This window comes from Comamonas brasiliensis (assembly GCF_018292285.1).
Lineage (GTDB): Bacteria > Pseudomonadota > Gammaproteobacteria > Burkholderiales > Burkholderiaceae_C > Comamonas > Comamonas brasiliensis.
In genome coordinates this window covers 1761149-1784792 of the sequence record NZ_JAANES010000001.1, presented here as the reverse complement: position 1 = coordinate 1784792, position 23644 = coordinate 1761149, and the positions used below count along the sequence as shown (strand labels likewise).

21 protein-coding genes and 1 tRNA gene are annotated in these 23644 nt (G+C 51.8%); 16 read left to right on the top strand and 6 right to left on the bottom strand.

Annotation, left to right across the window (positions count from 1 at the left end; translation table 11 throughout):
- Positions 1-190 precede the first annotated feature (190 nt).
- The 5 genes from DJFAAGMI_RS08090 to DJFAAGMI_RS08070 form a co-directional block, all read right to left on the bottom strand.
- Positions 191-859: a hypothetical protein gene (locus DJFAAGMI_RS08090; RefSeq protein WP_211456636.1), complete on the bottom strand. Its 669-nt coding sequence runs from the start codon at positions 857-859 to the stop codon at positions 191-193.
- Positions 860-1245: 386 nt separating this feature from the next.
- Positions 1246-2220 (bottom strand): Bug family tripartite tricarboxylate transporter substrate binding protein, encoded by a 975-nt coding sequence (locus DJFAAGMI_RS08085; protein WP_419095607.1) that lies wholly within the window; start codon positions 2218-2220, stop codon positions 1246-1248.
- Positions 2221-2356: 136 nt separating this feature from the next.
- Positions 2357-3001, bottom strand: coding sequence for a maleylacetoacetate isomerase (gene maiA / locus DJFAAGMI_RS08080; protein ID WP_211456635.1), 645 nt, complete (start codon positions 2999-3001; stop codon positions 2357-2359).
- 12 nt (positions 3002-3013) lie between these two features.
- Complete coding sequence (locus DJFAAGMI_RS08075) at positions 3014-3721, bottom strand: fumarylacetoacetate hydrolase family protein (RefSeq protein ID WP_211456634.1); 708 nt, start codon at positions 3719-3721, stop codon at positions 3014-3016.
- Between the two features lie 141 nt (positions 3722-3862).
- Positions 3863-4990 (bottom strand): cupin domain-containing protein, encoded by a 1128-nt coding sequence (locus DJFAAGMI_RS08070; protein ID WP_211456633.1) that lies wholly within the window; start codon positions 4988-4990, stop codon positions 3863-3865.
- Positions 4991-5262: 272 nt separating this feature from the next.
- Between DJFAAGMI_RS08070 and DJFAAGMI_RS08065 the strand changes: the two genes are divergently transcribed.
- From DJFAAGMI_RS08065 to DJFAAGMI_RS08045, 5 genes are all read left to right on the top strand, one after another.
- Positions 5263-5811: a MarR family winged helix-turn-helix transcriptional regulator gene (locus DJFAAGMI_RS08065; protein ID WP_211456632.1), complete on the top strand. Its 549-nt coding sequence runs from the start codon at positions 5263-5265 to the stop codon at positions 5809-5811.
- A gap of 23 nt (positions 5812-5834) precedes the next feature.
- A complete protein-coding gene (locus tag DJFAAGMI_RS08060; RefSeq protein ID WP_019042081.1) occupies positions 5835-6737 on the top strand; it encodes a LysR family transcriptional regulator in 903 nt (300 codons plus the stop codon).
- 282 nt (positions 6738-7019) lie between these two features.
- A complete protein-coding gene (locus DJFAAGMI_RS08055) occupies positions 7020-7340 on the top strand; it encodes a heavy metal-binding domain-containing protein (RefSeq protein ID WP_043373436.1) in 321 nt (106 codons plus the stop codon).
- A gap of 114 nt (positions 7341-7454) precedes the next feature.
- Positions 7455-7531, top strand: a tRNA-Gln gene (locus DJFAAGMI_RS08050).
- A gap of 765 nt (positions 7532-8296) precedes the next feature.
- Positions 8297-8773 (top strand): Lrp/AsnC family transcriptional regulator, encoded by a 477-nt coding sequence (locus tag DJFAAGMI_RS08045; RefSeq protein WP_211456631.1) that lies wholly within the window; start codon positions 8297-8299, stop codon positions 8771-8773.
- Between the two features lie 119 nt (positions 8774-8892).
- Here DJFAAGMI_RS08045 and selD read toward each other — a convergent pair whose 3' ends face one another.
- A complete protein-coding gene (gene selD, locus DJFAAGMI_RS08040) occupies positions 8893-9963 on the bottom strand; it encodes a selenide, water dikinase SelD (protein WP_211456630.1) in 1071 nt (356 codons plus the stop codon).
- Positions 9964-10495: 532 nt separating this feature from the next.
- Between selD and DJFAAGMI_RS08035 the strand changes: the two genes are divergently transcribed.
- The 11 genes from DJFAAGMI_RS08035 to kdsB all read left to right on the top strand — a co-directional run bounded on the left by DJFAAGMI_RS08035 (position 10496) and on the right by kdsB (position 23640).
- Positions 10496-11308 carry an ABC transporter permease gene (locus DJFAAGMI_RS08035; protein ID WP_249333918.1) on the top strand — a complete coding sequence of 271 codons (813 nt, stop codon included), beginning with the start codon at positions 10496-10498 and terminating at the stop codon, positions 11306-11308.
- A complete protein-coding gene (locus DJFAAGMI_RS08030; RefSeq protein WP_211456629.1) occupies positions 11305-11976 on the top strand; it encodes an ABC transporter ATP-binding protein in 672 nt (223 codons plus the stop codon). The genes DJFAAGMI_RS08035 and DJFAAGMI_RS08030 overlap by 4 nt, the downstream gene beginning before the upstream one ends.
- Positions 11973-13103, top strand: coding sequence for a KpsE/RkpR family capsule polysaccharide export protein (locus DJFAAGMI_RS08025; RefSeq protein ID WP_211456628.1), 1131 nt, complete (start codon positions 11973-11975; stop codon positions 13101-13103). Before DJFAAGMI_RS08030 ends, DJFAAGMI_RS08025 begins: the two co-directional genes overlap by 4 nt.
- 26 nt (positions 13104-13129) lie before the next feature.
- Positions 13130-14905 (top strand): polysaccharide biosynthesis/export family protein, encoded by a 1776-nt coding sequence (locus tag DJFAAGMI_RS08020; protein WP_211456627.1) that lies wholly within the window; start codon positions 13130-13132, stop codon positions 14903-14905.
- A gap of 12 nt (positions 14906-14917) precedes the next feature.
- Complete coding sequence (locus DJFAAGMI_RS08015) at positions 14918-16345, top strand: mannose-1-phosphate guanylyltransferase/mannose-6-phosphate isomerase (RefSeq protein WP_211456626.1); 1428 nt, start codon at positions 14918-14920, stop codon at positions 16343-16345.
- Positions 16346-16404: 59 nt separating this feature from the next.
- Positions 16405-17622: a hypothetical protein gene (locus DJFAAGMI_RS08010; RefSeq protein WP_211456625.1), complete on the top strand. Its 1218-nt coding sequence runs from the start codon at positions 16405-16407 to the stop codon at positions 17620-17622.
- A gap of 1 nt (position 17623) precedes the next feature.
- On the top strand, positions 17624-18340 hold the full coding sequence (locus DJFAAGMI_RS08005; protein WP_211456624.1) for a CatB-related O-acetyltransferase: 717 nt from the start codon (positions 17624-17626) through the stop codon (positions 18338-18340).
- A gap of 180 nt (positions 18341-18520) precedes the next feature.
- Positions 18521-19804: a capsular polysaccharide export protein, LipB/KpsS family gene (locus tag DJFAAGMI_RS08000; protein ID WP_211456623.1), complete on the top strand. Its 1284-nt coding sequence runs from the start codon at positions 18521-18523 to the stop codon at positions 19802-19804.
- Positions 19801-21363 carry a glycosyltransferase gene (locus tag DJFAAGMI_RS07995; protein ID WP_211456622.1) on the top strand — a complete coding sequence of 521 codons (1563 nt, stop codon included), beginning with the start codon at positions 19801-19803 and terminating at the stop codon, positions 21361-21363. Before DJFAAGMI_RS08000 ends, DJFAAGMI_RS07995 begins: the two co-directional genes overlap by 4 nt.
- Positions 21364-21373: 10 nt before the next feature.
- Positions 21374-22207, top strand: a complete 834-nt coding sequence (gene kdsA, locus DJFAAGMI_RS07990; RefSeq protein ID WP_211456621.1) for a 3-deoxy-8-phosphooctulonate synthase — start codon at positions 21374-21376, stop codon at positions 22205-22207.
- 98 nt (positions 22208-22305) lie between these two features.
- The gene (kdsB, locus tag DJFAAGMI_RS07985; RefSeq protein WP_211456620.1) at positions 22306-23640 is read left to right on the top strand and encodes a 3-deoxy-manno-octulosonate cytidylyltransferase; all 1335 of its coding nucleotides are present in this window, start codon (positions 22306-22308) and stop codon (positions 23638-23640) included.
- Positions 23641-23644: the final 4 nt, after the last annotated feature.

Here is a 23644-nt window from a genome sequence, read left to right as displayed (position 1 = left end):
TGTGCACGAGTGGATGCTATGTCTGCCAGCGCTTTGGGGCTTGTGCTGCAGGCATGGCTGCCGCGCCTGCGGGGGCAGAATGCTAAACGGCCCGGCTCCGCCCCAGGCATTGCTGCAATGCTGGTGGGCGGGCCGAGCCGCGGAGGCCGGGCCACATCAGGCTGAGCTCTTTCGCAGGGCTCAGACGCTCTTAGAGTTCGCTGAACATCTCGTCAAAGGCTTCGCTCGCGAAGTCGTTGCGCCATGCCTTGTCCTTGTCCTTGGGCACCATGCCCAGAGACAGCGTGCCTTCGTAAGTGTGGTTTGCGGGAACCGAGTAGGCAGCCTGCAGCTTCTTGAGCTCGCCCTGCACTTGGTCCACGCTGAGCTTGTTGCGCGCCATGCGCTGAATGCCTTCGGCCCAGGTTTCGGGAGTCTTGACCAGCTGGCAGCTGAACTTCACCTCGGTATTGAGCACGCCATGCTTGTCAAGCTTGGGCTTGCTGGCGGAGACGGTCTTGCACTGCGATTGCTGGCGTGTCTTTTGCACCGTGCTCATCAGGCTTTCCACGGGCGCGCGCAGGGCATTGCGCTGAGCTTCGGGGAACAGGGGCAGGGCCACGTCGGCGATTTCCCGCGGGAAGTCCTTGTCGGCCTCTTTCAACTCGGCTGCATTGGCGTAGTCCGCGCTGCGGCCCGAGCGCAGGCGGTCGGGCCGCAGATAGTCATTGAGCTGACTGATGGCCTGCTCGTCGTGATTGACCAGGGTGCGGATGTACAGCTCGGCCGCAGCAATGGGCGATGGCGGCTCGGCAGCCTGTGAGGCTGCAGCCAGAGGCAGCAGCAAAAAGGCGATGGCTGTCTTGATGGAATTGTTCATCTTTTTATAACGATTTGAAGGGTCTGAATCGCGTGGAGTCACGTGAAAACAGAAGGAAGCCCGGCGCTGCGGCCTGGGCGGGAAGCTGCCTTGAGAGCGGGCCCGCCGCGGATCGGCAGCAGCCTCTTGGCATGCGGGCGCTCCAGAGCCTGGATGCAAGTCCGTGGGAGCGCCTCGCAACAAGTGTAACCCCGGCTTGCTAGCATTTTTGCAGGCCTGCTGGAGCTGGGCTGCAACGGGGGCGAGCACTGCCGGCCGTGCGCCGTACCTGTTGCCCAGTGTCGGTGCGGCAGGCAAAAAAGCCCCATGCAGCCAATGCTGACGGGGCTTTTGAGGGCTGGGGGAATGTGACCGGGCCGCGCTTTCGGAATGGCCGCAGCCGGCTCTCAGTCGAGGCTGATCTGGGCCTTCTCGATCAGCAGCTTGTATTGCTCGGACTTCTTCTTGGCAAATTGTTGCATCTCGGGCACGGTGAAGCTCATGGGCTGGAAGGCGAAGGTGGAGAACTTCTCGCGCACCTGGGGGTCCTGCAGCACGGCCACCACATCGGTGCGGATCTTGTCGCGCAAGGCGGCGTCCACGCCCTTGGGGCTGAGCAGGGAGACAAAGGAGTTCACATCCAGCTCGGCAGGGCCGCCGGCTTCGGCGACCGTGGGCACGTCCGGCATTTGAGCGATGCGCTTGGGGGCGGCCACGGCCAGATAGCGGATCTTGCCGCTTTTGTAGATGCCCTGGCTGGAGGGCAGGCTGGCAAAGCTCCAGGTCGGGTCGCCATTGGCGACTGAGGTGAACAGCTGGCTGACCTCGCGATAAGGCACATGGGTCATCTTGCTGCCCGTCAGATAGTCCAGCCATTCGCCGCCCAGATGACCGGGGCTGCCGACGCCCCAGGAGCCGTAGCTGATCTTGCCGGGTTCGGCCTTGGCGGACTTGATCAGATCGCCCATGTTCTTCCACTGCGAATTCGTGGGGACGGCCACAAAGAAAGGAGTCAGGAACAGCGGGGCCACGGGATCGAAGTGGCTCAGCGTGTTGAAGTTCTTGTTCTTGTAGAGATAGGGCAGGGCCGAGATATGTTCGCTGTCCAGTTGCAGCAGGGTATAGCCGTCGGGCTTGGCACGGCGTGCGTACTCGATGGCGACAAAGCCGCCGCCGCCGGGGCGGTTGTCCACGGTCACGCCCTGCTTCCAGCGCTGGGCCAGCTTTTCGCCCACGATGCGCAGCACGGCATCAGGGCCGCTGCCCACGGCAAAGGCCGTGACAACGGTCACGGGGCGGTTGGGATAACCGGACGCATCGCCCTGAGCCAGCGCAGGGCCGGCTACGGCCAGCAGAGCGGCTGCGGATACTATGGTTTTAATAGCTGTTTGTGTATGTGTGGATTGGCTTTTTGGCTGATTTTGCTTGTGTTTCACAGTTTGTCTCCGGTGGGTGTTTTTAGGGACTGCAAAGCGTTGCTGGGCAGCCGCGTCTGGGCGCGGCCGCACGGGAAGGGGTCTAGTGCGGAGCGTCGGGCTGGGCCAGAGGTGCTGCCTGTGCAAAGGCGGGCAGGGCGCTGCAGGCTGCATCGACGGCGCTGATCAGCGGCCAGCGGGCGAGATCCACACCAAAGCGGCGTGCGCTCTCGACCTGCGGAATCAGATAGACATCGGCAAGGCTCGGTGCATGGCCAAAGCAGAAGTGCCCGCGTGTGTCGTCCTGTGCCAGCAAGGCTTCGATGGCGTCGAGGCCGGCCGTGATCCAGGTGGCGCACCAGGCGTTGATGGCGGCCTCGTCTGCACTGAACTGCTGGCGCAGGGTCTGCAGGATGCGGCGGTTGTTGATGGGGTGCACATCACAGCCCACGATGGCCGCCAGGGCGCGCACATGGGCGCGGGCCTCGGGGTCGGCAGGCAGCAACGCGGGCGTGGGGTAGCGCTCTTCCAGCCATTCGATGATGGCCGGCGACTGGATCAGCGTTTCTCCGCTGTCCAGCGTCAGCGCGGGCACCAGGCCTTGCGGGTTGATTTGCTTGAACGGCGCTTCGGCTTGCTCGTCCACGCGCAGATCGACGGGGAGGTAGTCGGGCGTGAGGCCCTTGAGCCTGAGGGCGATGCGCAGACGGTGCGAGGTGCCGCTGCGAAAAAAACTGTAGAGCTTCATGGTCTGCACGCCTTACTCGGGCTGGCCCACGCTCAGTGCAATCTCGCCCACGCCTTCCACGCGGCCCGTGATCTGGTCGCCGGGCACTACTGCCCCCACGCCCTCGGGCGTACCCGTGTAGATCAGGTCGCCGGGTTGCAGGTGATAGAACAGGGACAGGTCGGCAATGATTTCGCGGATGTTCCAGATCAGCTTGTTCACATCGGACTGCTGTTTGACCTGACCGTTGACGCTCAGCTCGATCAGGCCGGACTCGATCACCTTTCCGGCCATGGGCACGATTTCGCTGGAGACGGAGGACTGCTCCACATCCTTGCCCAGATCCCAGGGTCTGCCCTTGTCGCGTGCCACCAGCTGGAGATCGCGGCGCGTCATGTCGAGGCCGCAGGCATAGCCGTAGATATGTTCATGGGCCTGGCTGGCAGGAATGCGAAAGCCCGCTTTGCCGATGGCCACGACCAGCTCCATCTCGAAGTGGTAGTTGGCGGTTTCGGGGGGATAGGCCACCCAGGCACCCGATTCGGTCAGCGTCTGCGGGGCCTTGGTGAAGTAGAAGGGGCGCTCGATGCTTTTGTCCACGGGGCGGCCCATCTCCACCGCATGGGCGTGGTAGTTGCGGCCCACAAAGAACAGGCGGTTGACGGGCAGGCGCTGCTCGCTGCCGCGCACGGGCAGAGATTGCACAGGGGACGGCGCCCAGAGATAGTTGGCTTGGGTCATGTGTGATTCCTGATTGGTGTCGATGACTAAGTGCTTGAGAAAGACACGTTCTATGTGTGAGGCAGCCAGCAAGGGCCTGGGCGACCCCGCGGCCCCGCAGCAAAGGCTGTCGTCCCCTTGAGGGGGAAGACGCGAAGCGGTTCAGGGGGTCTCCACCCTGTACGCATGGACGGCCTCGAAGATCGGCGTATCCGCAAAGCGGAACAGGTCCAGCTGCGGCTGATCGGCATCGCATTGCGCGTTGAACAGCTGCCAGGAAGGCACGACGAACATGTCGCCACGCCGCACCTGCCATTGGCGCTCGCCCACGGTCACCGTCCCCTGGCCGTCAAAGACCTGGAAGACGGCAGAGCCCACTTCGCGCTTGGCCCGGGTGCTGGCGCCACGGGTCAGGCGGTGCATTTCGCAGCGTATGGTGGGCAGCACATCGCGGCCGTTGCAGGGATTGGTGTAACGCACGGCGGCATGGCCGGGGCTGACCGTGGCGGCGCAGCCTTCGGCTTCGAGTGCCAGTTGTTCGGTCAGCGCGCGGTCGGTATCCACCCAGCGGTAGGCCAGCAAAGGTGTGCTTGGGCTGTCCTGCAGGTGAGCGACAGGGCGCAGCCCGGGGTGAGCCCAGAGGCGCTCGGAGCGCGAGAACTCGGGCGTGATGCGCTCCTGCTGGTCCAGATGCAGGCGGCCATGCTCGAAGAACTGGGATTCGGTGTAGTAGGCAAACGGAATATCCAGCCCGTCTATCCAGGCCATGGGCTGGCTGGCCGCATTGTGGTGGGCGTGCCAGTTCCAGCCGCCCTGGGGCAGGAAGTCGCCGCGCGACATGCGGATCGAGTCGCCGTTGACCACGGTCCACACGCCTTCGCCTTCGACCACAAAGCGGAAGGCATGCTGGGTGTGACGGTGTTCGGGCGCATCTTCGCCGGGCATCAGGTACTGGATGGCAGCCCACAGCGTGGGCGTGGCAAACGGGCGGCCGCCCAGCGCCGGATTGGCCAGGGCAATCGCGCGGCGCTCGCCGCCCCGGCCCACGGGCACGATGCGACCGGCTTCATCTGCAAGCTTGAGCAGATTCTCCCAGCGCCACAGATGCGCGGCGGCCTGGCTTTTGGGGTGGGCGGGCATCAGGGCGCCGATTTCCGTCCACAGCGGCACCAGCATTTCCTGCTCGAAGCCCCGGTACAACCGCTCCAGCGCAGCGGTTGGTTCAGGTTGGCCGGGTGTGTTGCGGGCCGTGAGCTTGACCGGTGAGGGCTGGGCTTGCACAAGGCTCATGGTTTGTCTCTTTCTTTGGTATCTGTCGGGCAGTGCGTTGCTGCCTTGCGTCAGGTTCTGGCGGCCTTGAGTTGGGCCAGGAAATGCTGTGAATCAAATAAACAGCACACTGATGATTAGCATAATGTTGATCTGCATCAGCGTTGATTGGGTGAAACCCGGTAGCGGGCTTAGCGCGAATCAGGGCGGCAGTCGTGCGAATATCGGGGTCTTTCAGTCATGGCCCTTCAACTGCCGCGCGGCAGGGCGAGCCCGGCGTCGGCCCTCAAGACATGCAATACCAACCCGCAGAACTAGAAAACTATCCCGGCTATCACATCCGCAGGCTGCAGCAGATCGCGGTGGCCGTGTTCATGGAAGAAACCGAGGAGTTCGGCGTGACGCCCGTGCAGTACGCCGCCCTGTCGGCCGTGCTGCGTCAGCCGGGCATTGACCAGCGCACACTGGCACGCAATATCGGCTTTGACACCTCCACCATAGGCAGCGTGATCGACCGCCTGGAAGCACGCGGCCTGATGGCGCGCAACGCCAGCCCTGCGGATCGACGCGTGCGTTTGCTGAGCCTGACCGAAGAGGGACGCGATCTGCTGGTCGCTGCCGAGCCTTCGGTGTTGCGTGCCCAGCGCCGCATGTTGGAGCCTCTTGCCGATGACAAGCGGGCGCAGTTCATGGAAATGCTGTCGCTGCTGATCCACGAGAACGACGAGTTCGCGAGGGCCCCGAGCGCAGTCGCCCAGCGCAGTGCCGAGCGCAAGCGCAGCGCGGCCATCAAGGCGGTCAAGGGCCTCGCGGGCAAAGCGCAGGACAGCGAGAACGACTGAACCAAGGATCGCAAGGAAAGACATTGGACTGGGACCATCTGCGTTTTTTTGGCGAACTGGCCCGCAGCGGCAGCATGGCTGCGGCTGCGCGGCGCATGGGAGTCGAGCACACCACGGTCTCGCGGCGCATTCAGGCGCTGGAAAAGCAGCTCGGTGCCGTGCTGTTCGCGCGCGAAGGCGGGCAGTGGCGGCTGACCGAGGCCGGGCGTCAGTTGCAGGAAGTGACCAACACCATGCAAAGCGCAGTGGACGGCCTGGAGCGAGGCCCGCTGGCGCATGCGGCCACCGCCGAGGGCCCGGCTGGGCTGGTGCGGGTGGGGGCCACCGAAGGCTTTGGTACGCAAATGCTGGCCTCCGAACTCGCCAGGCTCACACTGCGCTACCCGCTGCTCAGCGTGGATTTGCTGGCGCTGCCGCGCATGCTGCATCTGTCCAGCCGCGAGGCCGATATCGTCATCTCGCTGGAGCGGCCCAAGCGCGGTTCGGTCGTCGTCACCAAGCTGACCGACTACCGGCTCTATCTTTACGGCCAGCGTGAATATCTGGCGCGCAAGCCATTGGTGGCCAGAACCGAGGACCTGCGGCACCACAGCTTTGTGCACTATGTGGACGATCTGCTGTTCACGCGCGAGCTGCAACTGCTGGATACCTTGCACCGACCCGAACGTTTTGCGCTGCGCAGTACCAGCATCACTGCGCAATACGAGGCCGTGCGCGCCGGCGCCGGTCTGGCCGTGCTGCCAGCATTTGTGGCCGACAGAGACCCGATACTGAGCCGTGTATTGCCCGAGCAGGCATGTTTTACGCGCACCTTCTGGATGAGCATGCCCGTGGAGTCGCGCCAGATTCCACGCATAGCCACGACCTGGAGCTTTCTGCGCGACGCCGTGCAAGGCATGCAGAAGCTGCTGTTGCCGGACTCATGATTTTTGATAGCGGCTTTCGCTTGATGGTATTGCGGTTGAGCGGTATTTAATGCTGAGTATCGACGCGAGATAGATGCAGCTTGGCATTGCTGCATTGACGTTTTGCACGTCCTGAATCGTGGCTAGTCATGGTGCATGGTTTACATGTCTATACTGGGCCTGGCGGATTGCACCGATCCTGCTGCCAGGCCCGTCTGCATCTGCTGCATCAGGGGCTCTGAGCAATACCCAGTAGTGCGGACGCGCACGGATCCCGGCGTGCTGTTTTTTTGAAAGCCCAACATGATTGTCACCACCACTCCCTCCATCGAAGGCAAGCGCATCACCCGTTATTGCGGAGTGGTGGCGGGCGAGGCCATTCTGGGCGCCAATGTGTTCAAGGACTTCTTTGCCGGCATCCGCGATATCGTGGGCGGACGTTCCGGAACCTATGAGCGCGAGTTGCAGAAGGCGCGCGAGATTGCCCTCAGGGAGCTGGAGCAGCGCGCTGCCGAGGCCGGAGCCAATGCGGTGGTCGGCGTGGATCTTGATTTCGAGGTGCTGGGCCAGGGCAACGGCATGCTCATGGTCTCTGCCAGCGGGACGGCTGTCGTGGTGGAATAGGCGGCCTGGGCCTGACCTGCTGGATGGCTGCACACCAATTCCATGTGCAATTGCACATTTTTGGATTACTTCGAAATTTGTAGCGAAAAGTCGTTGTAGAATTCGATCCATCGTAGGGGAGTCGCCAAGCTGGTTAAGGCACTGGATTTTGATTCCAGCATGCGAAGGTTCGAATCCTTCTTCCCCTGCCAAAATTCAAAACCCTGCTCATCACCATGAGCGGGGTTTTTTGTTTGCGGACTTGCCGATGCGTGCCGTGAGCTGGTGGCGAGCTCCGAGCTTGCTGTCATTTGCCTTGGGCATGCAGGCGCGTTTTCTGGTGGTCGGCCGCACTGCCGGGTACAGGGCTGCAATGATTGAGGGCAGCCATGTTGTCTGGCGGAGTTGGGCATGGAAGAAAACGACGCGTAGGCTCAGCGAATTGCCTAGGGTAAGTACTTACCATTTGCAGATAGTTGTGCTAAACCAGCCAAACTTACCGAGCGATTTCGCCGTATCGTCGGTGGTTTGAATGGGTGCGGGAAAACAGCCGGTAGACTCTTTGCTCTTTTGTGTCGCTGTTATTCAATGAGCGCTCTGGGTCTTTGTGAACGAGCAGGAATGCTCGATGTAGAAGCCTGACTTTGGCAGTAATCCGGCTGAAGGTATCGCAGCGCGCTCTTGCCCTGGCCACAAGCACAGGCAAGTGCAGATATGTTGAATATCTTGCCTGGATGAAACAAATGTATACAGACTTGCCATCTGAAAAGACAAGCTCGCTACCAAACTGGGTTAGCTGACACAATCACTGGCAGTTGGGTGCAACTGATGCTCGCGCCAAGCGTTTGGCCGATAGCAAACAGGAACACAAGCCACTTGGCAAATGAATGGCTGCAGTTGCTGGCAGAGAGTTCTTGGGGATAAGTGTCTGGCGCAGCGTTTGCGTGAGAGCACGGCAAGATTTGGATAGACAAGGTATGGAATATCGACTGGATGAAACGGACCGCCAGCTGCTGCGCCTGCTGCAGACCAATGCGCGCGCCTCGACCGCGCACTTGGCCCGGCAGATGAATCTGGCGCGCACCACGGTGGTCGCTCGCATCGCCAAGCTGGAGCAGGAAGGCGTGATCGCTGGGTATGGCGTTCGCCTTGGCTCCCGCATGGAGCAGTCTGCCGTGCGTGCCTACTGCGGTATCCGTGTCCAGCCCAAGACGGCCACTTCGGTGATGCAGGCACTCAATCGCTTCACTGAGGTGGAAGAGGTGTCGGCCGTCAGCGGGCAGTACGACTACATGGTGTTTGTGCGCTGCGAGAGCAATGAAAAGCTGGATGCGCTGCTTGACCGCATCGGCCTGATCGACGGCATTCAGCAGACCTATACCTCGGTGGTGCTGAGCCGCAAGATCGATCGCCGTACTACGGCCGAGGTGGTCGGTGAAGCTTCAGCGTCCTGATTGCATCAGGTGCATCCATGAAAAACGCCCGGACTATGCCGGGCGTTTTTCATGGAGTGGGAAGCTGGGAGCAGGGGGCTTGTGTCCCTTCGTCCCGTTTTTTCGACCTCCAGTCGCGCTCAGTCCACAAAGACCTTGGGCACACCTGCTTCCATGTGTCCAATCACTGCGGCATCGGCAAACCCGCTATCAGCAAAGACTTGTAGCACTTGCTGGACGGCATCGGCGGTACAGGAAACCAGCAGGCCTCCCGAGGTTTGAGGGTCGGTCAACAGCGCTTTCTGGGCGTCTGTCACGGACGAAGCCAGCTGAATGTGGTCGCCGTAGGATGCCCAGTTGCGCCCCGAAGCACCCGTGAAAATGCCTTGCTCTGCAAGCGCTTGAACACCCGGAAGCACAGGCAGCCTGGCGCTGTCAATGCGTGCGCTGAGCTGGGCACCACGGGCCAGTTCCAGGCCGTGGCCCAGCAGGCCAAAGCCCGTCACATCGGTCAGCGCATGCACGCCGTCAAGCTTTGCAAGTTCTGTACCTGGGCGGTTGAGCTTGGTGGTTGCATCCACCATGGCACGGTAGCCCGCATCGTCGAGCAAATTCTTCTTGAGCGCCGCCGAGAGAATGCCCACGCCGAGGGGCTTGCCCAGAATCAGCACATCGCCATCCTTGGCATCGGCATTGCGCTTCATCTGCTTGGGATTGACGATGCCGATACCGACCAGGCCGTAGATGGGTTCGACCGAATCAATCGAATGGCCGCCAGCCAGCGGAATGCCTGCGTCGCGGCAGACCGATTCCCCACCTTCCAGAATCTTGGCGATGACATCGTGGGGCAATACATTGATGGGCATGCCCACAATGGCCAGCGCCATCAGCGGCGTGCCGCCCATGGCATAGATATCTGACAGCGCGTTGGTGGCGGCAATGCGGCCAAAGTCATAGGGATCGTCGACGATGGGCATGAAGAAATCCGTCGTCGCCACAATGGCCTGCTCGTCATTGATCCTGTAGACGGCCGCATCGTCTGCGGTTTCCGTGCCCACCAGCAGATCGGGGAAAAACTGCTTGGGCAAATTGCTTTTGGCCAGCAGCTCCGACAGCACGCCGGGGGCAATCTTGCAGCCACAGCCGCCGCCGTGAGACAGAGAGGTCAGGCGCGGTGTCGAAGGGGAGGCGGTTTCTTGAGTGGTGTTCATATCAATCCAGACGGCAAGCGGCACCGGTGTTGCAGCGATGTTTGTGCTCGGTCAGAGGTTCATCCTGCTTGCACAGTAGGCTCTCATTATTGACTGCTTGCGGCCTTGATCAGCAATCTTTTGGTTCATTCCCTGGGATTTGTTTGGCAAGGCATGAAGCATGAGGATGCTGTGTATCTGATTTTTTGAAAATTATTTTGAATTATTTAATATTTAAATTTTAAATATCTGAATTGTATTTCATAAGTTCTATTATTAAATGATATTTTGGAGACAAGTATGAGAATTATTTTGATATTGAAATGCATGCGTGCATTTAAGATTAAAAAATCCTAATCAATCGTGCCCTGCATTAAATTTATATAATAGTTAAAATATATCAAATAAGATATTTCAATAGTTTATTGGCAATGTAATTGAATGTGAAGTGCGGGGTAGTGGCTGCCTGTAATAAGGTTTTGCTTATGTTTTCATTTACAATCGACCGATTGGATTTCAGTGCGTCTTGAGTCCAAAAGAACGAGGATTTATCTTGGACTCAGCCCCGTCTTCTGGTGTAATCTCTGCGCCACGTAGTTCACTTTCCGTCACTTTTGCAGTCTGGAACGCACTTTTCCTGCGCGAGGCCGTTGCGCGCCTGAGCGCGACGCGCGGAGCCTGGGTGCTCATCGTGCTCGAGCCTGTGTTGCATGTATGCTTCATGTTGCTGCTGTACACCGTTCTGCGTGCACGTTCTGTTGCTGGCGCGGATGTGGCAGTGTGGCTGGTCCTGGGCCTAACTGGCTACTTTACGGTACAGAACGTCTTCCAGCGCGCCATGGGTGCGGTCGATGCCAACAAGGCCTTGTTTGCCTATCGTCAGGTACGGCCCATTGATACCGTGATTGTTCGAGCGAGCCTTGAGGCACTTTTAGGTCTTCTGATATTAATTGCGCTATTAGGCGTTTTGGCGTTCCTTGGCCACTCGATTGTTCCGGATTCAGCGATGGAGGCCATGCTCGCCTTTGTCGGACTGATGCTTTGTGCTTTAGGGGTAGGGCTTATTCTCTCTGTTTTGAGCGATCTTGTCCCAGAAGCGGGGAACTTGATGATGTTCTTATTTCGGCCCTTATATTTTTTGTCGGGCGCGGTATTTCCATTGTCTGCAATCCCGATCCAATATAGAGAGTGGGCTTTTTATAATCCATTTGCGCATGGTCTTGAGCTACTGCGAGGTGGTTTTTTTTCAATTTATCACCAAGCTCCGGAAGCTAATTTTGAATATTTATACGGATTTTCTGTTGTTTCTATTTTTTTGGGGCTTGCCTTGCAGGTGCGTTTTGCTCAGAAATTGAGGGCACAATGATTATTGTAGACGGCGTACACAAGCGTTATCAGACACCGCATGGGGTGGGGCGCTGGATTCTCAAGGGAGTAGAGCTCACTATTCCAACTAAGATCAGCGTGGGGTTGGTTGGCCGTAATGGTGCTGGCAAGTCAACTTTGCTCAACTTGATTGGTGGAGTGGATACACCAACACGTGGAACGGTAGAGAGGCGTAGTCGAGTTTCCTGGCCTATGGGCTATGGCGGTGGTTTGCAAGGCTCTTTGACGGGGCGGCAGAACGCCAAATTTGTTTGCCGGTTGCATGGCTTTGGCGAGGATCTGTCCATGGCCGAAAAGATTGCCTATGTCGAAGAATTTGCTGAACTGGGCTCATCATTTGATGAGCCCGTTCGTACTTATTCTTCAGGCATGAAATCTCGCCTGCAGTTCGGCCTTTCTCTGGCATTTGATTTTGATGTGTATATATCGGATGAGGCCACTTCAGCTGGCGACGCCTCGTTCAGAAAAAAAGCATCTGATGCATTCAAGCGCATTGCGGATCGCTCCGGGCTCATTATGGTTTCGCACAGCGATGGTACTTTGCGCGAGTTCTGTCAGGCAGGTATCTGGCTGCATGAAGGCCAAGCCCATTGGTTCGACAGCATCGAAGATGCTATGAAAAACTATAAAGACAGTATTTCCACATGAATGATTTTCAAAAAAAAGAACGACTCAAAAGCTATTGCAATGCCATCTGGCGCATGAAGGCGCTGGCCATTGCATTATGTGCATCTATATTGGCGATTATTTACTGGGGTTGTATCGCGTCTGATCGCTATGTTTCCGAAGCCCGCGTTCTGATTCAACGAACCGACATGGCGGCTTCGCAGGCTATGGATTTCAGCTCGCTCTTGGCTGGCGGCGATGGAATATCACGTGCAGACCAGATGTTGCTGCGCGATAGACTGCTCTCTGTCGATATGCTGCTGCAACTGGATAAGGATCTGAATTTACGCGAGCATTACAGCAGCCACGATCACGACGTGCTTTCGCGCATGTTCTTCCATGATGCGTCTCTGGAGTTTTTTCATAGGCATTTTCTCTCGCGCATCAGCGTGGAATATGACGAGTATGCCGGTGTGCTGGTCATCCAGGCCCAGGCCTATGACGCTGAAATGGCCCGCAAGATCACCAGCGCACTGGTACATGAAGGCGAGCGTTATATGAATACGCTGGGTCATCAACTGGCGCAGGAGCAGGTGAACTTTCTCGAAAAGCAGGTCAAAGAGCGTGGCGAACATGCGCTGAATGCGCGCCAGCGCGTGCTGGCTTTCCAGAATGCTAAGGGGCTGATTTCGCCGCAGTCTGCGGCGGAGAATCTTGCCGGTGTGGTCAACAAGCTCGATGAGCAGTTGACCGAACTTAGCGCGCGCAAGACCGCGCTGTTGGGCTATCTGGCACCCACGGCTCCTGCGGTCGTGGAGGTTGACCTACAGATTCAGGCAGTGGAAAAGCAGATCAAGACAGAAAAAGCACGTTTGACCAGTGCCAAGGGGCAGTCGCTGAACAAGACCGTAGAAGAGTACCAGCGCCTGGAGCTGGAGGCGCAGTTTCAGCAGGATGCCTATAAGAGCGCGTTAGTGGCACTGGAAAAAGGCCGCGTGGAGGCAACGCGTACCTTGAAGAAGGTGCTGGTACTTCAGAGCCCATCGATGCCCGAATACCCTTTGCGCCCCCGCCGTCTCTACAACATTGTCACCTTTATCCTCGGTGCCTTGCTGCTGGCAGGGTTGGTGCAATTGCTTGCTTCTATCGTGCGCGACCACCGCGACTGATTGTTTTGAACTTTTCGAGTTTTATCATGCAACGTTTTATCGCGCATACCTGTATCAGTTCGGCAGTCGCGGTGCTGTTGACTGGTTTGGCACCAGCCCAGGCACAGACCTCTAAAGCCGGCTCAGGTCAGGATGCATCTGCGTCCAGTGTTGATCCTTTCCAGATCAATCAGGCACTAGGCTTGTTACCTTCTGGCGGGACTTTCAGCGATGCTTCGGCAAGCCGTTCTGGCGCCGCTGTCACCTTGCAGGCCCCCGTATTGCCCCAAGCCCCACAGACCGCTGATTACACAGCCAATCTCAATAGCGATGTATTTGGCGCCAACCTGTTTACCGGCAACTTTGCGCGTGCAGGGGCAACACAGTTCAACCCCGATTATTTGGTGACGGTGGGTGACCGTATCCATTTGCGGTTGTGGGGTGGCTTTACCTTTGATAGCGTGGCCGCTGTCGACCCACAGGGAAATATCTTCTTGCCGCAGGTCGGGCCCATCAAGGTGCTGGGCATTGCCAACAAGAATCTTCAGCAGCAGGTAGAGGCAGCAGTACGCCGTGTATTCCGCGCCAATGTATACAGCTATGCCAGCCTGGCTGCAGCCCAGCCGGTGCGCATCTTTGTGGGTGGCAATGTCATGCGTCCGGGCCTATACAACGGCACCAGCATGGATAGCCTGCTCAATTATCTGGACCAGGCGGGCGGTATTGACCCTGAGCGTGGCAGTTTTCTGACCGTGCAGGTCAAGCGCGGTAGCTCTGTGCGTGCTACTTTCAACCTCTATGACTTTCTGCTCAAAGGCCAGTTGCCGCTGCTGCAGCTTAATGATGGTGATGTGATTTTTGTGCCCCCCATTGCCAACCGGGTGCGCGTATCTGGTCTCGTAAACAATGCCAAGCGCTTTGAGTTTTCCCGTGGCTCCGAAACAGTGGCTGAGTTGATGCAACTGGCCAAACCTCAAGCCCAGGCAACCCATGTGCGTATTGCTCGCAATACCGGAATCGTGAAGAACACGGAGTACTACCCGCTGCAGGAAGCCAATGCATTGGTGCTGCAAAACGGAGATGAGCTGGAATTCACCGCCGACAAGAAGCCCGGCACCATTACCGTGCGAGTCGAAGGCGAGCATATGAATTCTCAGGAATATGTGCTGCCCTATGGCACCCGTCTGGGCGCGTTGATGCAAGGCATCCAGACTCTGCCTGACGCCGAGCCCGAAAGCATTCAGCTCTTCCGCATGAGCGTGAAGGAGCGCCAGAAGGAAATGCTGGCTACCAGCTTGCGTAGCCTCGAAACGGCTTTGCTTACAGCTCGCAGCGGTAGCACCGATGAGGCTCGCTTACGCCAAGAAGAAGCAAACCTGACATTGCAGTGGGTGGAGCGTGCCAAAAAGGTCGAGCCCACAGGCCAGGTGCAAATCGCCCAAGCGCGTCAGCGCGACAATATGTTGTTGGAAAACGGTGATGTCATTCGCATACCGCGCAAGGATGGATTGGTGTTGGTGAGCGGTGAGGTTCTGTTTCCGAATGCTGTGGCATTCGACGGTTCGCTGAGCCTGAAGGACTATATCGATCGTGCAGGGGGCTTCACCCAGTCGGCTGACAATGCGCGCGTGGTGGTCGCTCATCGTGATGGCGCTTTTCAGCAAGTCGATATCAGCAAGCTGTTTGCCGATGCACAGATCAAAGCTGGCGATCAGGTTCTTGTCTTGCCCAAAGTAGATGAGAAGAAACGTCAATTCTGGAAAGATATGACGCAAATAATATATCAGATTGCTATTAGTGCAAAAGTGGTTATTGGCTTATAAAAATTCTATTTAATGATTAATAAAATGATACCTGTTATTTTATCTGGTGGTTCCGGTACTAGGTTGTGGCCTCTTTCTAGAGAGTCTTATCCAAAGCAGTTTCTCTCTTTAGCTTCGGATAAATCTCTTTTTCAGCAAACGATAGCACGACTTGATAAAAATATAGTGAATAGGGATTCACCAATAGTGATTGGAAATCAAGAGCATAGATTTTTGATCGCTGAACAGTGTCGTGCTGTGGGAGTGACTCCAAAAGCAATTATTCTTGAGCCTTTCGGGCGTAATACGGCAGTAGCAATAGCATGTGCCTGCATACAGGTTCAAGAAGATGAGCCGGAGGCCTTGCTTCTCGTAATGCCTGCAGATCATGTCATAAATGACATCGATGCATTAAATAAAGCGGTAGATATCGGAAGTGCCATTGCAAAAACTCAGAATCGTATTGTTACTTTCGGAGTGGTGCCTCACTCGGCAGAAACTGGATATGGATATATTCGTGTAGAAAAAAAAGAGAGTATCCCTCAGGCAGCTGCTGAATTTGTCGAAAAACCAGATCAAGCAACGGCTCAGAAGTATTATGAAGATGGGCGATTTTACTGGAATAGTGGAATTTTTCTTTTTAGAGCTTCAGTAATGCTGCAGCAAATGCAAGTTCATGCGCCAGATGTACTTGAGTCAGCAAAGGCATCGATGCAGTCTGCGTGCGTAGATATGGACTTTCTCCGCCTTAATGTAGCTGAATTTGAAAAATCACCAAATATATCCATTGACTACGCAGTAATGGAAAAATCCGATTCGGTTTCTGTCGTTCCGTTGGACGCTGGATGGAGCGACATTGGCGCTTGGTCCGCTGTTTGGGATATTTCAAAGAAAGATGATAAAGGTAATGCGGCTCAAGGAGAGGTTATTCTTCACGAATCAAACAATAACTATATACATGCGGAAAATAGATTGGTTTCGGTGCTTGGCGTTGACAATATTATTGTCATCGAAACTAAAGATGCAGTGATGGTCGCAAAAAAAGAGCGTTCACAAGATGTGAAAAAGATTGTTGATTCTATCAAGAAGTTAGGGAAGTCCCAAGCGACTTCTCATCGTCAAGTATATCGACCGTGGGGCCATTATGATTCAGTTGATAGCGGTGAACGTTATCAGGTGAAAAGGATACTAGTTACTCCTGGACAGAAGCTTTCTGTGCAAATGCATCACCATAGATCAGAGCATTGGATAGTTGTTGCTGGCACAGCAAAAGTTTCAATGAATGGAGTAGAAACGCTAGTTACGGAAAATCAATCGGTATATATCCCAGTGGGAACAATACATTCTTTAGAGAATCCCGGGAAAATTCCACTTGAAATAATTGAAGTTCAATCTGGAGCATATTTGAGAGAGGACGATATTATTCGATATTCTGATAAGTATGGTCGTGTCTCTGTGTAACTCTATTGTGAGTGGTAGAGTTATTACAGGAAGCATCTTTCACCATAAATAGGTTTGCTATGGAAAAAAAAGACATCCAAAATTTCATGAGAAATCATGATTACATTAGTGTAACTAGAGAGTCGTCTCGTGCATGGATTGAGAATAATTATGATGAGGATATATTATTCTCATTAATAGTCGCATATTTTCAGCTGAAGAATTATAAAGAGGTTTGTTTTTGGGCAAAGATTTATACCTCTGTATACGCTGGTGGTGGATTATATTCTGATGTCTTTTCTTTTTGGATGGAGTCCATATATAGGGATAATAATAAGAATAAATCTATAGAAATTATAAAAAAGGAAGTGAACCTAGAGATTTTAAAAAATGGGTTATCCTATCACTCCCTTTTATATAAGGCTAGTGGAGATTATATGTCTTTGTTGCCGCATATGGATAACTTTGAAGCGGCAGGATTGATGTTCTCTCGTTACGTAGAAACTCTTAGTTATTCTAATAATTCATTAAGAGGCTTGCAATATTTAGTTTCCCCTAAAAGTATTGATTTTCTATCAAGAAGAGAAAAGCCAAGCAAAAGAAAAATCAATTTCGTTATAAAGAAACAGCCTATTGCAGACATTTGGCTAATTTCATTGGATGCGAACTATTTCGATAAATATTTCAGCTTTATTGAAAAATCAATGCCTGTAGTTAATGAGGCATTTAGTATTCATTTGCATATAATAAATCCTCGTGATGAGCAAATTTCTAAGATAAACCAACTGGGTCTATCTTATAGTACTGAGACATTTAATTCTAAAGATCCAATACCTTATTATGCATCTTCGAGATTTCTGATCGTTTCAGATCTAATGGATCACTATAAGGATTCAAATTTCATGATAACTGATGCAGATGTCTTAATTCATTCGCGAGTGCCGATTTCTCTGATATTTGATGATTTTGATATTGCGATAAGAATGAAAGAGCCTGAGTTGTACCCTTGGAGGGATATGGGTGCTGGTTTATGTATCGTGAAGAACAATAAAAAAATGAGAGATTTTTTCCAGCTGTTTTCAAAATTGTTTGACGAGAAATATAATCCTGAGAGAAATAATTCAAGAAACACACAGTGGTGGATAGATCAGGGTATATTGTATTCTCTTATTAATTATTTCGGGGATGTTAATATAAGAAAGATAAATTCTGAACTGGAAAAGAAGTTTATTTTCTTTCCTTCAGGAGATAAAGAGGATGCGCTGAAGAAAGCTGAAAATAATTATTTAAAGGTTTAAAATGATTTCTGAAGAGACATTGAAAAAAATGGGAATTTTGATTTCTCCTGCAGATGTAAAGAGAAATATAAAATTGATTATTGAGGCTCCATGTATTATTGGTGCAGGAACTAAATTTTCTTATGGTGCTGAAATAGGGGCTTATACCTATTTTAGGGGCGGAGATATAGGTTCTCTTGGCCGTATTGGTCGATTCTGCTCGGTTGCCCCGGAGGTTATTATTGGCCCAGGCAATCATCCGACAAATTTTTTAAGCACTCATCCTTTCCAGTATGGTGCTAGTGGGTTTGATTTTTGGAAAGATTTTAGGGAGTTCAAGCATAGTCTATCTCTTCCTAAAGAAACTTTGAAAAAAGCTCCTTTAATTGGGAATGATGTCTGGATCGGTGCTAGGGTTTTTATTGGAAGAGGTGTTTCTATTGGGGATGGTGCCGTAATTGCTGCAGGATCAGTTGTCACTAGAGATGTAAAACCATATGAAATTGTTGCTGGAACTCCCGCTCGTCATCTCAGGTTTAGATTTGATGTAGACACAATAAAAAGACTAAGGAAAATTTCTTGGTGGAATTATGATCCGAAGTCGATGACTGGAATTGATTTTTCGTCGATTAATCACGCATTGGACGAGCTAGAGCTTCGAAAGGAAAATGGGAGTCTTATCGCATTAAGGGCAAAAAAATATTTTCTCGAAAATGATGAATTGTATGAGATGAAGTAGGGGCTCTTAATGAATGTGCTAATTCAATGCGGTGATCATTTAGAGAACCAGAAAAGAGTGATGTTGCTGGCGCGAAAGCTATTCGCGAATAACATCTCACCAGTTATATTGATGTACAACCCTAATAAGGGTTCATATATAAAATCGGAGGGCTTCAAAGTAGTCTATTTGAATGATTATTTGAAGAAATTTGAAAATGATTCATTGAAAAAAATGAATCTAGTAGTGGAGCCAAAAAAATTATTGGAAGCGGAGGCAAAAAGAAATCTTAGATTAGTATGGCCTTCACAGTATTCAAAAAATCTGGATAAATGCGCTAATTATATTGCTGCTTTAAATAGTATAATTGATGATATTAAGCCATTTCACATCTGTATTTGGAATGGCTACACAGGATTTACAGCAAATGCTCTCCGCCTTATGGTGCAAGAGCTTAATATTGATAGTTCATATATTGAGCGCGGCTTATTTAAGGATTCATTGTTTCTTGATAAGGAGGGGGTTAATGGAGCATCAAGCCTTTCCAATAAAAAAGCAGGAGCTTGGAGGTATAGCCGGTTCAGTGATGAGCTGAATTCTTATTGCGCTAAAATTTTTTCATTGAATGAGAAATCAAAAGACCACTCTAAAGAAACTAGAGTGATTTTTTTTCCTTTACAAGTCCAACTGGATACTAATATTATTTACTATAGTCCTTACAAGACTATGCGTGAAGCTCTTATATGTATATATGAAAGGTTTAACGATGGTAGAACAATTTTTGTTGTTAGGCCGCATCCAGAAGAAGTTGAGGGGCTTCAGCTCAATTTTCCGATTTATGAAAATTTAATTATTTCAGCAGAGAAACCACTGAGTTACTGGATTGAGGCCGCAGATGTTGTGGTTACAATTAACAGTACAGTTGGCTTGGAGGCTTTGATTGCTGGAAAGCAGGTGGTATGTATTGGCGAGTCTATATATTCGGGATTGAATTGCGTAAGTCGTTTAAAAAATGATTCACTTGAAGAAAATGACTCTAAGGAAATTAGAGACTATCTGTGTTTTCTTTTGGATAGTAATCTTATAAAAAGTGATTCTGATTTTTCGGAAAATGTGATAAGTAAAAATATAGGTTGTGAATTATCTGAAAATAAAAGAAAAACAAAATCAGAAATAGCACATCCGTTTATAAAGGAATTTCTTTCTGGCAAGGAAGTAATTTCTGTCTCATTAAATTTTAGTCCCGGTAAAAGACTAGATTTGACTTATAGAAATAATAGTTCTTTGATTGATATTTCTTATATCAAGAATCTTCTTAAGGATATTTTTGGGAATCTTGAATTTTCTTTTGAAAAGAGTTGTTTGAATAAAAAAACTGATATTTCTATCGTGGATGATGATTGGAAGGGAAGAGATATAAATAGCTCTGTTGTTATTGATTATTATGGGGGCTTTAAGTATATTAAAGGATTGGAGTTATTATGAAAGTGCTCTTTATATTATTGGATGATAAAGATTATCAACAATCTATTGAGAGATATTTGAGTAAAAATCCTGAGGCTCAAGCTATTTTTTATAATGCGAAAAATAAAGAAAAAGATAAATTTTTCTGTGAGAGAAAATTATTAATTGAAAATGATGAAGATCTAATAAAGTGGGCCGTTTTATCTGATCGAGTAGTTCTTCTGTCGGAGTCTAGGCCTAGCCTGGATGATGATTTATTAGTTGCTCTTTTTTCATTTTCAGAGAAGTCTGTAGTCTGGGTAAATTCTGTAGGCTACATATCGAACATGAGGTCTGGTGTGTCGTCAAGTATCCTATTTGTGTTTCCTGGTCCAATTCTGCCTTTGAATTTGGGGTCTCATCAGCGCGCATATAACCTGCTGTCAAATTTGAAAAATATTGGTTATGCTGTAGATATATTAATACCTCAAGTTGATAAAGTAAAAGAAAGTAATCTAGTATCCTCTCTTTTGACGGTTTGTGAAAATGTTTATTTTTATAAAAATAAGAAGAAAAAATTCAAGAAAATAGATATTTTTAAGAGAGGATTGGAAAAAAAGATTAGAAAATTTATTGGAAAAAATGAAATTTTGCAAGATAAATTTTCTGAAAGATGTTTTAATAAGCCGACAGTTTCTGCAAAAAGGAAGGTAAACTCACTGTACCATGCCAAAAACTATCCAATTATTATTGTTTCTTATGCTTGGATGATGGATGTTTTAGACTTGGTAGAGCCTTTCTTGAGTGACAAAACAAAAATTATTTGTGATACTCATGATGTTCAATTTGAGAGATCAAAGGGTTACCTAAATAGAAAAGAGAGAATTTTTTTCTCAGAAGTAAATGAGAAAAAAATGGAGCTGGCTCAGTTAAATAGGGCTGATGCTGTTCTTTCTATTTCCAATGCTGATAAAAGAATTTTGGAAAAAGAAGATCTAAAGGCAGATCTAATTAATCTTTCCGCAGGTTTTGATTATCAACTTAGAGCAATTAAAGCTAGACCATCAGGTAAACCACTGAATTTTGGATTTATTGGTGGGGCTATGGATGCTAATGTTAAAGCTCTGGAGTTAATTATAAAAGAATGGTGGCCAGTAATTAAGATGTACTCTCCAGAAAGTACTCTTTTTATCGCGGGCTCAGTAGCAAAAAATGAATTAATTAATCAGTTGATGCTTTTTGATGAGAAAATATCAAGTGTGGGGTTTGTAAAAAATCTCGACGATTTTTATAAATTAATTGATGTCTCTTTAAATCCAGTTTTGGTTCAGGGTGGGTTGAACTTCAAAAGTGTAGAAGCTGTATTTGCAGGAAAGCATCTGTTGACAAATCAGTTGGGAAAGGAGTGCCTGACTAATGAATTTGAATGTGGCATAATAGATAATCCAGCGGATATTATTGATTATATTAGAAAATTTGAGTTTGATATTGAAGAAGATAAAAGGATGCGGAGAAAATCTCAGGAGTCTGCAAAGAAAATATTTACAAACAAAAATGTTATTGCGGGATTTGACGAATATTTGAAAGATATTCTTAATTAAGGGTTGAGAGATGAATAAGCAAGAGAAACTTTCCAATGCCAAAAGCTTTACTCTATTTGGTGGTGTAAATGTTCTAGAAGATTTGAATTTTTCTTTGAAATGTGCAGAGCACTACGTAAAGGTTACTTCCAAGTTAAAAATTCCTTACATTTTCAAAGCCAGCTTTGATAAAGCCAATCGCTCCTCTATTCATTCCTACCGTGGCCCAGGCTTGGAAGAAGGTTTAAGGATTTTTGAGGCGGTAAAAAAAGAGTTTGGCGTTCCGGTAATTACCGATGTGCATGAGCCCTGGCAGGCGGCGCCTGTAGCTGAGGTCGTGGATGTATTGCAACTGCCTGCTTTCCTGGCGCGTCAGACGGATCTGGTGGTTGCCATGGCCAAGACGGGCAAGCCCATCAATATCAAGAAGCCCCAGTTCCTAAGCCCTTCCCAGGTGCTCAATATCGTGGAGAAATTCAAGGAAGCCGGCAACGACCAGCTCATGCTGTGCGACCGTGGCACCTGCTTTGGCTACGACAACCTGGTGGTCGACATGCTGGGCTTTGGCGTGATGAAGAAGGTGACGGGTGATCTGCCCATCATCTTCGACGTGACGCATGCGCTGCAGCAGCGCGACCCTAACGCAGGCGCATCGGGCGGACGCCGTCAGCAGATCGTGGACCTTGCCCGTGCGGGCATGGCAACAGGGCTGGCAGGTTTGTTCCTGGAGGCGCATCCCTATCCGAACCAGGCCAAGTGCGACGGCCCCAGTGCATTGCCGCTGGACAAGCTGGAGCCTTTCCTGGCCCAGGTGAAGGCAGTGGACGACTTGGTGAAGTCTTTCGAGCCGTTGGTGATTGACTGAACGGCGATGCATCGCGGCTTTCGCTGATTTTTTATAAAAATAGCTGCTATCGCCTGTCTGATAAGCGTTAGTAGCTATTGTTTTAATACTTGGTAAATATGCAACATGCTCTGACCGAAACCACTTCGGACGCTTGTTCCTGGGGCGGTGCTGGCCTAGGCACAGCAGTAGCTATTGTGATTCCGGCCCGCTATGGCTCGACCCGGTTGCCCGGCAAGCCTCTGGCTGATATTGCGGGCAAACCCATGATTCAGCATGTGTACGAGCGCGCATGCCAGGTTGCAGGTGTGCAGGCCGTGCTGGTGGCAACCGATGATGATCGCGTGGCGCAGGCTGTGCAGGCATTTGGCGGTCGCTGGGTGATGACCTCAAAGGATCATCCGTCTGGCACGGACCGCTTGGCCGAGGTGATGGCCCAGGTACCCGCAGACATCTATGTCAATCTGCAGGGCGATGAGCCGCTGGTGCGGCCCGGTGACGTGCAGCGATTGGTGGATGGCATGCTGGCTGATGCTAGCGTAGCTGTGGGAACGCTCTGCCATTCGATCGATGGGCAGGAAGCTCTGAACCCGAATACGGTGAAGGTAGTTTTGGCCGATAACGGCGACGCGCTGTATTTCAGCCGCTCACCGATCCCCTATCCACGTGATGCGCAGGAAGCCACCTATCTCAAGCATGTGGGGGTCTACGCCTATCGTCGTGAGGTGCTGGAGCGCTATTCCGGTTTGCCCCAGCCCATGACAGAGAAGGCTGAAAAGCTTGAGCAGCTGCGCCTCATGGCTGCCGGTCTGAAGATCCGCGCTTATGCGGTGGAGCCTACAGGGCCTGGCGTTGATACTCCCGAATGTCTGGAGCGCGTGCGCGCGCTGCTGGAAGGGCGTGAGCCAGAGTCGCAGCCGACGTTGGCAGATGTTCGCCTGGTGATCACCGATGTGGACGGGGTGCTGACCGATGGCGGACTGTTTTATGACGCTACTGGCGAGTGCCTGAAGCGCTTTCACGTGCGGGACGGCCTGGGTATGAAGCTGTTGGAAGAAAGCGGCGTGCGTGTGGCCGTGCTCTCCGGCCGTGACTCAGCCACGCTACGCAAGCGCGTTGCCGATTTGGGCTTGACTCTGTGCATGCTGGGCGTCAAGGACAAGGCCGCTGCTTGTCGTGAACTGATGTCCCAGGCTGGGGTACAGGCAGAACAAACAGTCTGCATTGGTGACGACAGCATTGATTTGCCGGCATTTGCGGCTTGCGGCCTGAGCTTCGCCGTCCCTGATGCCCCTGTTTACGTGCGCCAGGCAGCAAGCGGCGTGTTGCAGACCCCCGGCGGGCAGGGAGCCTTTCGTGAGTTGGCGGATGCCATTCTGGCCGCACAGGGCAAACAAGCTGTGATCGGCTCTGCCGAAGGCTATGCAGGCGTGATGTCTGCTATGTCCCAATGACGAA